The 13,916-nt window shown below is 30.2% G+C and carries 9 protein-coding genes; 3 read left to right on the top strand and 6 right to left on the bottom strand.

Going from position 1 to position 13,916, the window contains the following annotated elements; translation table 11 throughout:
- Positions 1-29 precede the first annotated feature (29 nt).
- From F7018_RS02340 to F7018_RS02315, 6 genes are read right to left on the bottom strand one after another with little or no spacing between them, the layout of a single operon-like run.
- Complete coding sequence (locus tag F7018_RS02340) at positions 30-3,152, bottom strand: UvrD-helicase domain-containing protein (protein WP_150898364.1); 3,123 nt, start codon at positions 3,150-3,152, stop codon at positions 30-32.
- 51 nt (positions 3,153-3,203) lie between these two features.
- Entirely contained in the window at positions 3,204-4,364 is a 1,161-nt protein-coding gene (locus F7018_RS02335) for a metal ABC transporter permease (RefSeq protein ID WP_150898363.1), read from the bottom strand.
- Positions 4,357-5,481 (bottom strand): metal ABC transporter permease, encoded by a 1,125-nt coding sequence (locus F7018_RS02330; protein WP_150898362.1) that lies wholly within the window; start codon positions 5,479-5,481, stop codon positions 4,357-4,359. The genes F7018_RS02335 and F7018_RS02330 overlap by 8 nt, the downstream gene beginning before the upstream one ends.
- Positions 5,481-6,218, bottom strand: coding sequence for a metal ABC transporter ATP-binding protein (locus tag F7018_RS02325; protein WP_150898361.1), 738 nt, complete (start codon positions 6,216-6,218; stop codon positions 5,481-5,483). Before F7018_RS02325 ends, F7018_RS02330 begins: the two co-directional genes overlap by 1 nt.
- Position 6,219: 1 nt before the next feature.
- The gene (locus F7018_RS02320; RefSeq protein WP_150898360.1) at positions 6,220-7,131 is read right to left on the bottom strand and encodes a metal ABC transporter solute-binding protein, Zn/Mn family; all 912 of its coding nucleotides are present in this window, start codon (positions 7,129-7,131) and stop codon (positions 6,220-6,222) included.
- 1 nt (position 7,132) lies between these two features.
- The gene (locus F7018_RS02315) at positions 7,133-7,789 is read right to left on the bottom strand and encodes a metal-dependent transcriptional regulator (protein ID WP_150898475.1); all 657 of its coding nucleotides are present in this window, start codon (positions 7,787-7,789) and stop codon (positions 7,133-7,135) included.
- Between the two features lie 171 nt (positions 7,790-7,960).
- Between F7018_RS02315 and F7018_RS02310 the strand changes: the two genes are divergently transcribed.
- From F7018_RS02310 to F7018_RS02300, 3 genes are all read left to right on the top strand, one after another.
- Positions 7,961-10,318, top strand: coding sequence for a TonB-dependent receptor (locus F7018_RS02310; RefSeq protein ID WP_150898359.1), 2,358 nt, complete (start codon positions 7,961-7,963; stop codon positions 10,316-10,318).
- A 33-nt stretch (positions 10,319-10,351) separates the two neighbouring features.
- Positions 10,352-10,846, top strand: a complete 495-nt coding sequence (locus tag F7018_RS02305) for a thioredoxin family protein (protein ID WP_246175026.1) — start codon at positions 10,352-10,354, stop codon at positions 10,844-10,846.
- A gap of 245 nt (positions 10,847-11,091) precedes the next feature.
- The gene (locus F7018_RS02300; protein WP_150898358.1) at positions 11,092-13,908 is read left to right on the top strand and encodes a TonB-dependent receptor; all 2,817 of its coding nucleotides are present in this window, start codon (positions 11,092-11,094) and stop codon (positions 13,906-13,908) included.
- Positions 13,909-13,916: the final 8 nt, after the last annotated feature.

Genomic DNA, 13,916 nt, shown 5'->3' with positions numbered 1-13,916 from the left:
TTTGCTTTTTAAATGGTCAAAGTTAATTCTTAAACTTCTTCAATCAAATTTTTTTCATTAATATATATGAGTAGCTTTTTCTTTACTACATATCCCATAGATTTTAATACTCGTTGATACCTCAACAATTGTTGATGATAGCTTTTGGAAGGCTTACCTGTTTTGTAATCTATAATTATAATTTCTCCTTTTTCATCAAAAACCAGTCGGTCAGGAATCATAATTTGATTATCTACATCAACAATTTCTCTTTCATTATAAACTATTATATTTTCTGAGAAATATACTTCTAATAATGGGTGATTTACGATTCTATTTATATCTTCTTTTATAAACCCTGAATCTTTATTATCAATAATTCCCTGCTGAACATATTGATTTATTACTTTACCAACATCTTCTTTTATTATTATTTTTGACATAACCTCATGAATAAGATTACCGAATTTGATAGCTTCTTCCTGTTCTGTATTCCATAATTTTGAAGCACTCGCCAACATCTGAATATTGTGTTCTTTCCAAGATGTTGAAATAAATGCTTCTTGAATATTTGTTGAAGACAACTCTTTTTCTTTTTTTATAAGCCTTTCTCTATCTCCAAAAGAATACTCTAATTCATCTTCTTTCCATTCTTCTATTTTCTTCAAATAGTTAATGAAAATACCAGAATAGTAATTTGTATTCTCTCCTGTTTTTGAAATTCTTTTTTCTGTTATAATATGTAGCTGTTCAACTGGTCTTGTTAAGGCTACATACAACAAATTAAAGTTATCTAATTCTAATTCCTCTCGCTGATTATTATAAATTTCTGCTCCAGTTGTATTTAAATAACTCAAATCTTTACTAAATGGAACTAACAACTCGTTAAAACCATTAAAATTTTCTGGCAATTCATTTAACCAAATCTTTGGATTTATTTGACGATAAATATCCAAATCATAAGGAAAAATAACTACTGGAAACTCCAGCCCTTTAGATTTATGAATTGTCATTACTTGTACTGCATTACCACTTTCTGGCACTACTATACTCAGATTCTGTTTTTTCTCTTCCCAAAACTCTAAAAACTCTTGAATGCTAGTTCCTTTTCTTTGTTGCTCCAATACAACATCTAAAAAAAACTGAACATAAGCATCTGATGAATTGATTAATTTAAAACTTCGAATTATTTCTTCTACTTTTTCATAAAAAGGTAATTGATGAAAAGTTGATAACTCAAATAAAATCCCATAGTCTTTTAAATTTTGAAATATTGTTTCATTTGACTGATGAATAAACTCCGAAATAAATGAATGTTTGTCTTTTTCAAACTTTAAATGATTATGCAAAAAATACAAGACTTCTAACAAAGTTTCTTTATCATTTGAATATTGAAGTACACGTAATATGTTAACTATAAAATTAACCTTGGTACTATTTTGCAACAACAATGTTTCTGAAGAAATAATATTAATCCCATTTTCCGATAAATAATTGGCTACCGCTATTCCATCTTTTTTTTTTCTCACCAACACACAAATCTCATTCAACAAGAAATCATCTTCTAAACTTCGAATGATTTCCAAAACTTTCTTTGGGTATTTTATCTGTTCATTTTCTTTTTCTTCTTCCTTTTCTAAAAAAGATATTGAAACAAAACCACCTTTTTTTGAGTTCTCCTCTTGCTTATTTCCTTCAACAAACAATTGTTTATAATCTTCATTTTGAAGAAAGTTTGCCGTATGTTGAAAAAATGAATTATTAAAATTTACTACCTCTGAAAAACTCCTATAGTTTCTTTCTAATGTTTTTACTTCTTTTGGTATATAAAATGGATTTCCTTTTTCTGACCCTAAGTTTATAAACTGCTCTGCTTTACCTCCACGCCAACGATAAATAGCTTGTTTTCCATCTCCTACCAATAGTAAACTTGCATTTTCTTGAGACAATGCATTATTTATTAAGGGAATTAAGTTTTGCCACTGCAATACAGATGTATCTTGCATTTCATCAATAAAATAATGCATAAATCGCTGACCAATTCTTTCATAAATAAACGGTGCTGGTTGGTCTTTTATATTATCAGATATTAATTGATTAAACTCTGCATTTAAACGAAGATTGTTTTCTTCTTTTATTTCTGTTAATTCTAAGTTTATATAATTTAAAACCGCCAAAGGAATGATACTTTTTAATACCAGCTTATTCAATAAATGTTGTTGATACAACTTCTCTGATTGCATATATAGATTTAGTAATTCTGGTAAAATTCCTTCTATAGTCGTTTTAATGTCATCTGATTTAGATTTCGAATAAAAATTATTCTCTTCTATTCTTTCTCTAAGTTTCGAATCTTCAAAAAACTTTGCTTTATCAGGACTTTCAGACAATGCTACAAAATGATTAGGTAACATTGATCTATAAAAATCTTTATGACTTAATTGAGCTTCTTCTATAATTTGCAAACCTTTATTTCCAATTTCTTGCAAATTTTCTTTTATCTCTTTTTCATGTTTTGACAACTTATTTTTTAGCCCTGTAAAGTCTTCTAATTTTTTATCTGTTAGTTGTCTAAAATGTTTTGTGTCATCTTCGTTTAATAAAATTCTAGAAAACTCGCTTAGTTCTCTTGAAATATCCCATGATTTATCATCATCCGCTTTATCTAAAGAAAAATCAATTAATAATTTCGTTAAATCTTTATCTGTTCCAATTTTAGAAATTAAAATATCAACTGCTTCATTCAACAGTGAAATCGCATCCATTTCAACTTCAAAATTTAAAGACAGCCCTAAGTCATATGCAAAGCTTTTTATTATTTTATGAGTAAAACTATCAATTGTAGTTATTGAAAAAGCTGAATAATTCTGTAGAATTGCTTCTATAATTTTTTTACTCCTTTCTTGGATAATTGATTTCTCAACTGGTATTTCATTAATTATTAGTTGGAACAAATCATTTTCTATTCCCTCTGAAAAATCGTGTAAATTTTCCAATACACGTTCTTTCATCTCTCCAGCAGCTTTGTTTGTAAAAGTTATGGCTAGTACTTTTTGAAAACGAAAAATATCATTAGAATTTAACAATACTTTTAAGTATTCTTTTACTAATGTAAAAGTCTTTCCGCTTCCTGCTGATGCGTTATATACCTGAAATGTTGATACTTCTTGCACAATTATTTTTTAGATGCTAATTGCACGAATTTACATAAAGTTCCTTTGTTTTTATCCTCTAAACAAAAAGAAATCTTTTTTCATTGATTCTATTTCAGAATCATCATTTGTTATGATATAATCTATTGCTTTCTCTGTAAAGGCCTTTCCCTTTTCTGTCAGCGATATAATTTTATTTTCTATCAAAATCATATTGTTTTTCTCTGCTAATTCCACAATAGATTTAGCTTTAACTTTATGCCAATTGATATGTTCATTTAAATGATTTATATGTCTTTCTCTTTCTTCGCTATGATTATTTAAGTGCAGTAAAAAAGTAAGTAACTGTACTTCTTTTTGTTGTTGCTTATTTCTATACAAAACAGAAATTAAGCCTTTATTAGGTGCAAACAAATACACCATTAGAAAAACAACTCCTAAAATGGTTGTCATTGATCCAGATATAGAAGCGTCTAACCAATGTGCAACCCAATAACCAATAATTGCCGACAATACTCCAAAGACAACAGATAACACTAACATCTTTTTTAAATCGTTAGTTAATAAATAAGCAGTAGCAGCCGGTGCAATCATTAAAGCAACTACCAAAATTGCCCCCACCGCATCAAATGCTCCAACTGTTGTTATAGATGCTACACTCATCAATCCATAATGAAGTATTGCTGGTGAAAAACCTAATGCTGTTGCCAATCCTTTATCGAAAGTACTTACTTTTAGCTCTTTAAAAAAAGCTAACAAAAGACCTAATGTAATTAATAAAATAGTACCAATTATCCATAACGATTTTGGCCCCAAATCCACATCATTGACTATTAGTCTATCAAAAGGTGCAAAAGCTAATTCACCTAACAAAACTGCATCAACATCTAAATGAACATCGTTTGCATTTTTAGCTATTAAAAGTACACCTATACTAAATAATGCAGGAAACACTAATCCAATTGCTGTATCTTCTTTAACTAGTTTTGTTTTTTGGATATATTCCACTAAGACAACCGTTATTATTCCTGACAAAGCTCCCATTAAAATAAGTAATGGAGAATTTAAATCGTGTGTAATAAAAAAACCAATTACCAACCCTGGCAAAATAGAATGACTTATAGCATCACTAATCAATGCCATTTTTCTTAGTACTAAGAACACTCCAGGTATTGCACAGGCAATTGCCACTAAGCTTGCTATTAATTGTATTTCTATCTGAGCACTACTCATTTTCTATATTTTGATTATATAAGTTTTCAGCAAATTGATAACCTTCTTCTGTCATTGACCACATTTTACCTTCAACTTTGATATACTTTTTCTCTTCTAACTTTTTTAAAGTTCCTCTTGTATATCCCTGAAAGTTATTTAGAATTTTTACGGCATGCGGATGTGATTTATCTTCATGAGTTTTTACTAAATCAAACATAAAAGATAGTGTTTTGTGCAATTTCAAATCGCGTCGGTTTTTTAAAAAACGTATTTGACGAAATAACAAACCTCTTGTTGGTGAAAAAATAAATGAAATAACTACAAATATTGCTGCTACTAACACTATTACTGGGCCTGTTGATAAATTGGACTGACTTGCACTAATCCCAGTTCCAACAACACCTGCTAGTAAACCAAAAACTGCTGCTAGTATTACCATAGTACTTAAACTATTTGTCCATTGCCTTGCAGCAGCAGCTGGTGCCAATAACATAGCACTCATTAAAACTACTCCTACTGTTTGCAATCCTAAAACAATAGCTAAAACAATAAAACCAGTAATTAAAGCATCTATAAATTTTATATTGAAACCTAAGGTTTTTGCATAATCTGCATCAAATAATAGTAATTTAAACTCTTTCCAAAAAAGTAACAACACTAGTAAACAAACCCCAGTAACAATTACCATAAACCAAACATCCTTAACTAATAATGTTGCTGCTTGTCCAAATAAAAACTTATCTAAACCAGATTGATTTGCATTGGGTTGCTTCTGAATAAATGTCAACAACAACATTCCAAATCCAAAAAACACCGAAAGAATTAACCCTAAAGCCGTATCTGTTTTTAAATGTGTATTTCTAACGATTCCGCGAATCCAAAAAGCACCAATAAGACCACTAATCAATGCTCCTAACAATAACACATTTGTATCTTTTGTTCCTGTAATTAAAAACGCTATTGCAATTCCTGGTAAAGATGCGTGAGAAATTGCATCGCCCAATAAACTTTGTTTTCTTAATACAGCAAAACTTCCTAACATTCCACAGATAGCTCCCAAAATTGCTGTACCAATTGTTATAGTACGAAGTGTATAATCGGAAAAAACGAGTTTAAAATATTCTTGTAAATCCATTATTGCTGCACACTTACTTTATAATTAATTCCGTAAGTCTTGGTTAAGTTATCATCATTGAATATTTCTTTAACAGGACCAGTAGCAATTTTCTTAACATTCAGAAAAGTTACCCAATCAAAATATTCAGGAACTGTCTGCAAATCATGATGTACTACAACTACGGTTTTTCCAGCCTTACGCAACTCTTTCAGTATATTAATTATTGCTATTTCTGTAGTTGCATCTACACCCTGAAATGGTTCATCCATAAAATAAATTGAAGCATTTTGTACTAAAGCTCTTGCTAAAAAAACACGTTGTTGTTGCCCTCCTGAAAGTTGAGATATTTGCCTGTTTTTAAATGGCAGCATTCCTACTTTTTCAAGTGCTTCTAATGCTGCTTTCTTTTGAGCTCCCCCTGGTCTTTTAATCCATCCTAAACTTCCATAGGTTCCCATCATTACAACATCTAATGCTGTTGTCGGGAAATCCCAATCTACACTACCTTTTTGAGGAACATAAGCCACCAACTTTCGCTGCTTCTCGTATGATTTTCCATATACAGAAACACTTCCAGCAATTGGATTTATAATCCCTAAGATCGATTTTATTAAAGTAGATTTTCCTGCTCCATTTGGGCCAACAATTGCCATTAAAACTCCTTCTGGAATAGCTAAGTCAATATCCCAAAGTACAGGTTTATAATTATAAGCTACTGTTAAATCATCTACTGTTACTGCATATTTTGTTTCCATACTATTTCAATGCATCTATTATGGTATTTACATTGGTTTTATACATACCGATATAAGTCCCTTCTTTTGTTCCTGCATTTCCTAATGCATCAGAATATAATGTTCCTCCTATTGCAACTTCTTTTCCTTTTGACTTTACTGCTTCTTGCAAAGCTTCTATAGTTCTTTTAGGAACTGAACTTTCTACAAAAATGGCTTTAACATCATTATCTATAATAAACTTTGCTAATTTTTGCACATCTTGAACTCCAGCCTCAGTTGCTGTTGATAAGCCTTGTAATCCTACAACATTAAATTTATGCTGCCTTCCAAAATAATTAAATGCATCATGAGCTGTAACTAATATTCTTTTATCTATTGGTAACTCATTTATTTTTGCACTAATATTTTGATTCAACTCCTTTAATTTATTTAAATATTCTTCTCCATTACTTTTGTAAAACGCTGCATTTTTAGAATCTAGAACTGATAGTTTATCAACCACATATGATGTAATCTTTATCCAATTATTAATATCAAACCATATGTGTGGATCATAATTTGATGCAAAAGCTTCAGATCCTATCAAAGTACTTTTATCTATAATATCAGAAACAGTAATTGTTTTTTTATTTTGATGCTTCATCTTTTCGAAAACTTCCTCTAGCTTTCCTTCTAAATGCAATCCATTATAAATAACCACATCTGCATTGAACAGCTTGGACACATCTCCTTCACTTGCTTTATATAAATGAGGATCAACACCTGCTCCCATTAAACCATTCACTTCAATTTTATCTCCTCCTATGTTTTTTACCAAATCGGTAATCATAGTAGTAGTGGTAACAACATTTAATTTATCGTTTTTCTTTTTTACCTTGTTATTACAACTTACCAGTATTAAAACTGCAATTAAGCCAACTATTCTTTTCATTTTAACTTTTTTGTATATAAATATTATTTGCCACTTTGTTTGAAATCGTCATTTCCTTTCCGTTTATTTTCACTAGGAACGAATCATCAAAAGGCTCTTTATCTAAAACTTCTATGTTTTTTCCTAAACCTATTTCTTGTTTATCTAAAAAACGTAAAAACTCAGAAGAAGTATCATTTACCCCTACACAAACTCCTTTCTCACTTTTCTCTAGTGTAGACAACAAGCTCTTTTGTATTTGTGGTAAATTCCCATCTTTATCAGGAATAGGGTCCCCATGTGGATCTCTCTTAGGATAACCTAAAAACGAATCCAATTCATCAATTAACTTTGGCGATTTTATATGTTCTAATTGTTCGGCTACCTCGTGAACTTCATCCCAAGTAAAATTAAGTTTTTGTACTAAGAAAACTTCCCACAACCTATGTTTACGTATAATATTAGCCGCTGTTCTCTTTCCAAAATCTGTTAAAGTAACTCCTTGATACTTTTTATAAACCAACACTTCCTTATCAGATAACTTTTTAATCATATCTGTTACCGAAGAAGCTTTTGTTGCTAACTTCTTCGCTATAGCATTTGTACTAATTCCTTTATCAGATATTGCTGCTAAATGATAAATTGTTTTTATATAATTTTCTTCTGACTGACTAAACATTCTATTTTTTTGGTTCAACAAAAATACAAATTCTGTTTTAGATAAAATAATTTTTAGACAAGACTAAAAAATATTTTATATTTGCATAAAAACATATTACATGTGGTGCAAATAATTTTTAATTGCAACTTAGTTGCATTAATAATATATTTGCAAAAACATCACTTTATAATGAGAAAACAAATAGCTCTTTTAGCAATACTTTTTTTACAAATAACTTACTCTGCTTTTAGCCAGACTGTATCAGGAAAAATAACCTCAAATAACGAACCTGTACCATTTGCCTCTGTTTATATAAAAGATGGTACTATTGGAACAACTGCCAGCGCAGATGGCTACTATGAATTGAATATCCCTGCTGGTAAAACTATTATTGAGGTAAGCTCTCAAGGGTTTAGAAAAACATCTAAACAAATAACAACTAAGCCAAATGAAAAAATTAATTTAAATTTTGAATTGTTTGAAGATGTATTAGGTTTAGACGAAGTGGTTATTAGTGCAACTAGAAACAGAGTAGAACGCAAAGAAACTCCTGTTGTTGTTTCAACTATAAAACCACGTTTATTAACAGCTACTCAATCTGCTTCTATGGCAGATGGTTTGAATTATGCACCAGGTGTCCGCGTAGAAACCAACTGTCAAAACTGTGGATTTACACAAGTCCGTTTAAATGGGTTAGATGGTGGTTATACCCAAGTATTATTAAATAGCAGACCTGTTTTTACATCGTTAATTGGTGTATACGGTTTAGAGCAAATCCCTACAAATATTATTGAACGAATTGAAGTTGTTAGAAGTGGAGGCTCTGCTTTATATGGTTCAAGCGCTATTGCAGGTACAGTAAATGTTATTACTAAAGATCCAGTTTTAAATACTTGGGAAATTGGCTCTAACTTCGCTTTTATTGATGGTAAATCAATCGATAGAACATTAACATTTAATACCTCTGTTGTTGCTGATGATTTAAATAGTGGCGTTTCATTATTCGGAATGAATAGAAATCGTGAAAGCCTTGATGTAAATGGTGATGGTTTTACAGAACTAGTTAAATTAAAAAACACAACTGTTGGTGCTAAAGCTTTTGTAAAACCTACTGAAAAAAGTAGAATATCAGTCAATTTAAATTCTATAAAAGAATATAGACGAGGTGGTGACAAACTAAATCTTGCTCCTCAATTTACTGATATTACAGAAGAATTAGATCATGATACTTTCATTGGTGGAGCAGATTATGAAGTTTACAGCAAGGATGACTCTGGTAAATTTCAAATTTATACCTCTGCTTCTTATACAGATCGTGGTAGTTACTATGGTGGACTTGGCGGTGGAAGAACTAAACAAGATAGTATTTTAGCTAACAATGCTTTTGGAACTACTAAAGATTTAGCTTGGGTAAATGGTTTACAATACACAAAATCATTTAAAAATAAAGATATTTTAACAGTTGGAACGGAATATAACTTTACATCTACTGAAGATAAAATAGAAGGTTATAATCGTTTAGTTGATCAATCAGTGAAATCGTTAGGAGTTTACGGACAATATGAATGGAAAGCTTCAGATAAATTTACAGCTTTAATTGGTGCTCGTTTAGATAATGTTAATGTTGACGGTACTTATACTATCGGTACAATTTCCAGAAATGTTGATGTGAGTCAAACAACTTTTTCTCCGAGATTAACCGTTTCTTATCAGTTTACAGATGCCTTAAAATTTAGAGGTGGCTATGCAAGAGGTTTTAGAGCTCCACAAGCATTCAATGAAGATGTACATATTTCTAGTGTTGGTGGAGAACCACAATTTGTGATTCTTTCAGACAACTTAAAAACTGAATTTTCAAACGCTTTTACAGGCTCATTAAACTATTCAAAAAGTATTAATTTATTACAATTAGACTTCTTATTAGAAGGTTTTTATACAACATTAGAAAACCCTTTTACATTAGTAAGCACAGGTTCTACATTATCTAACGGTTCTATAGTAGAAGAAGTAAGAAATGGTTCTGGAGCAAAAGTATACGGAACTAATTTTGAATTTGGAATATCACCAAATCCAAAATGGCAATTTCAGTTAGGAGGAACTATACAAGCATCTAAATATAATGAGCCACAAATTTTATTTGAAACGGACGGAACAACTCCAGGAGAATCAAATATTGTGGTTAATGAATTTGTAAGAAACCCAAACTTTTATGGATATATAAATACTTCTTGGATTCCTAATAAAAAAATAAATATTGATCTTACAGGAACTTATACAGGTGGTATGACTGTTCCTAGAGTAATTAGTAATACAGGATTTTTACGACTAAATGAAGTGGGAGATTTCTTTGACTTGAATTTAAAATTAGAATCTCATATTGATTTCAATGATAATTTTATGACAACAATCTCAGCTGGGGTAAAAAATATGTTTAATGCTTATCAAAATGATTTTGATACTGGAGCTACTAGAGATTCTGACTATATCTATGGACCAAGTGCTCCAAGAACATTCTTCATTGGTATAAAATTTGGTAAATTTCATTAATCAGTATTACATAAAAACATATAGCAAGAACTTTTGAAAACATTAAAAAACAACATATTATTTCTTTTTTTCTTTGGATGTTTTGTCGTTAGTACCATCGCGCAAAAACAAAAAGTGAATTGGATTTCTTTTGAGCAATTAGACGATTCTTTAGCAGTAAAACCTAAAAAAGTATTTATCTCATTTTATACTGATTGGTGTGTTTATTGTAAAAAAATGAATAAAGTTGCTTTTAAAGACCCTAAAGTAATTTCTGTTCTAAACTCAGAATATTATGCTGTTAAAATGGATGCTGAAACAGAGAAGACTATAGAATTTGAAGGAAAAGAATATATTAATAATGAAATTGGAAAGAATAGAAAACCAATACATCAAATTCCATTATTATTGGCTTCTAGAAAAAACAGGTCTTTTTCATTACCTGCAACAATAATTTTAAACAAAACATTTAAAGTTACACAACGTCATTTCGAATATTTATCTCCTAAGAAAATGTTGAAAGTTTTAAAACCTAAAACAACTCTTTAACCGAGCATAGAATTGATGTTCAAAAACACATAATTCACATATAAAATACTAAAATTGTAAAAAAAGGAAAGCTTAAAAATGAGCTTTCCTTTTTTAGTAATATAAAATTAATGTCTTCATAACATTACGGTATTCTGTTAACATTTAAGAAACATTCTAATAAAACAAGCATAATTTACATGTAACATTAGCTTTACAATCTAGTTTCACATTTGCAGGGTATTTAAAGAACTCAAGTAATTATAATGAAAAAATTAATATTTATTACTCTTTTAAGCCTTTGCAATTTTGCATTTTCACAAAGCAAAGGAACTGTATCTGGTACCCTTACAGATAAAGAGATGAATGGAGAAGCATTACCTTTTGCTAATGTTTTTATAAAAGGAACTACTATTGGTGGTACCACAGACATGGATGGTAAATATACCTTAAATGTTCCTGTTGGAAATCAAACTATCGTATTTAGTTTTATTGGTTATCAAACAATTGAAAAAGCTATTGTAGTTAAAGCTGGAGAAACTTTAATTATAAATCAAGAGCTAGGAGCTAACGAAGGAGTAACTTTAGATGAAGTAGAAATTAAAGCTACTACAAGTAAAGATAAGGCAAGTGCTTTATTACTTGACCAGAAGAAAGCTGTAGTTATTAAAGAGAGTATTGGTGCGGAAGAATTGTCATCAAAAGGAATTTCAGATGCTGCGGGGGCTGTATCTAAAATATCTGGTGTTTCAAAACAAGAAGGTTCAAGCAATGTATATGTTCGTGGTTTAGGTGATCGTTATTTAAACACTACTATGAATGGTCTTTCATTACCATCAAATAATATTGCTAAGAAAAACATCGATTTAAATTTATTTCCATCAGACATTATTCAAAATGTATCTATTAGTAAAGCATATTCTTCTAATTTTTATGGAGATTTTGCTGCTGGTAATATTGATATTTCTTCAAAAGAATATAAAGGAAATGGTTTTGTAGAAGTTAACCTTGGTTCTGGTGTTAACTCTAGAGCTATGGGTGAAGATTTCCAAAAAAGTGAAGGAACTGGATACTTTGGTTACTACAATAGATTTAAGCACAACCCATATGCTGTAGTGCTTTCTCATGGTGTTGACCCAGTAAGTGCAGGTAGCCCTATTAACAGTTCTATTGGAATCAATGCTGGTAAATCTTTCGATTTTGAAGACGGTTCTAGATTAAGTCTTTTTGGTACAGCTTCTTTTAGTAGAGCTTTCGAATATAGAGAAGGACCTTTAGTTGACTATACCAATGTATTTAAAAAGCGTTTTCCTAACGCTAAAGAATATGCATACAGCACTTCTACAACTGCTATGTTAAGTGCATTATACAGAATTAATAGCGAGCATAAATTGAAATACACATCACTATTCTTAAACAATTCAGGAGATGAAGTTGGTTATTACGGATTCAAAGGTTTAGGGCAAAATAGAGATGCTTTAAGAGATACTGATAAAGGTTTCTATCAAATGAACGTTCAATATAACCAAGATTTAGTTTTTGTAAATCAAATAACTGGTGATCATAGATTTGAAGACAATAAACTAAAACTAACATGGGGTATTGGTTATAACAATGTTTTCGCTCACGAACCTGACAGAAAAAGAATTAGTTTAGAAAACTTTCATTATTCATTAGATAATGATCCAAGTACAAATCCTGTATTCTTTACAAACAACTCATTTGACAATCAGCGTTATTTTCAAAAAATTATTGATGAGGAATTAAACAGTAGAGTAAACTTAACTTACCAAGCATCTGAAAAAGTAGCTTTAAACTTCGGTTATAACGGAAGGATTAAAGAAAGAGACTTTGAAAATATCAGATATGGTTACGATATTTTAAATAAGCAATACGAAATAACTGATGTTAATAATTTTGATGCAATATTTAATATTAATAATGCTCAAATATTAAAAAGCCAGACTGGTAAAATTTTCAGATTAGATGTATTTAGAAAAATACCTGGTTATGAAAACAGTAATATTGCTAGTTTACCAGGTGTAAATGAAAACACATATAACGGTAAATTAAGTATACACGCAGGTTATGTATCAGCTGAAATAAAAGCAGGTGATAAATGGGTAATCGTGCCAGGAATTAGAGTTGAATCGTTTGCTCAGGATATAAAATATAATGTAATAAACATTAACCCAAGTGATCCTGGTTTTAGAAATGCTTCAGAAACATTCTTCTTACCAAGTTTAAACCTTAAATATTCATTAAACGAAGATCAAAACTTACGTTTTAACTTTAGCCAAACAGTATCTGTTCCTGAATTTAAAGAGGTAGCTCCATTTATTTATGAAGGTATTGGACAAAGAATTGGAGGTAATCCAGATTTATTAGACGATCCTTCTTTTTCAAAAATTTTCAATCTTGATTTAAAGTATGAGTGGTTTATTTCTAAAGATGAGTTGTTATCTGTAGCTGCTTTTGGAAAGCAAATTAATGATCCGGTAAACTTAGTAATAGCAAATAGTGCTGCTGGTAACCAACGTTATTTTAGAACTGGAGATAAAGCAACAGTTTTAGGAGTAGAGTTAGAAGCGCGTAAAAATTTAATTAAAAATGAAGATGATGAAACATTAATCTCTGCTGGATTCAACTTTACTTACATGCATACTAAGCAAGATTTAAAACAAAATATTACAGGAGTTTCTCGTTACAGCACAACATTTAATAGAGATAGCGACGAGCTTCAAGGAGCTTCTCCTATATTAATTAATGCTAATATTAACTATAGTCCAGTAAACTTTAAAAACTATAAACCTATTACTTCTTTAGTTTTTTCTTACTTCTCTGACAGGATCGATGCCTTAGGAGCTGGTGCTTTAGGAAATATTATAGAAAAAGGAATACCAACATTAGATTTTATTTGGAAAAATAAAATTGGTAAACAATGGGAAGTAAACTTAAGTGCGAAGAATTTACTAGACCCATCAATTAAAAGAATTAGAGAAAATACTTCTATAGGTAACGTAGTTCTTTCAGAATACAAAAGAGGAACAAATATTAGCTTAGGTCTTAAATACAAATTTTAACAAAACAC

Origin of the sequence: Tenacibaculum aiptasiae (assembly GCF_008806755.1) — a bacterium.
Lineage (GTDB): Bacteria > Bacteroidota > Bacteroidia > Flavobacteriales > Flavobacteriaceae > Polaribacter > Polaribacter aiptasiae.
Note: the sequence above shows the minus strand (reverse complement) of the source record. Positions and strands in the feature narration are given on the sequence as shown.

Excerpts from the sequence above, each read along its gene's own strand:
- F7018_RS02335 (WP_150898363.1), bottom strand. The coding sequence starts at position 4,364 with ATGAGTAGTGCTCAGATAGAAATACAATTAATAGCAAGCTTAGTGGCA.
- F7018_RS02330 (WP_150898362.1), bottom strand. The coding sequence starts at position 5,481 with ATGGATTTACAAGAATATTTTAAACTCGTTTTTTCCGATTATACACTT.
- F7018_RS02325 (WP_150898361.1), bottom strand. The coding sequence starts at position 6,218 with ATGGAAACAAAATATGCAGTAACAGTAGATGATTTAACAGTAGCTTAT.
- F7018_RS02320 (WP_150898360.1), bottom strand. The coding sequence starts at position 7,131 with ATGAAAAGAATAGTTGGCTTAATTGCAGTTTTAATACTGGTAAGTTGT.
- F7018_RS02315 (WP_150898475.1), bottom strand. The coding sequence starts at position 7,789 with ATGTTTAGTCAGTCAGAAGAAAATTATATAAAAACAATTTATCATTTA.
- F7018_RS02310 (WP_150898359.1), top strand. The coding sequence starts at position 7,961 with ATGAGAAAACAAATAGCTCTTTTAGCAATACTTTTTTTACAAATAACT.
- F7018_RS02300 (WP_150898358.1), top strand. The coding sequence starts at position 11,092 with ATGAAAAAATTAATATTTATTACTCTTTTAAGCCTTTGCAATTTTGCA.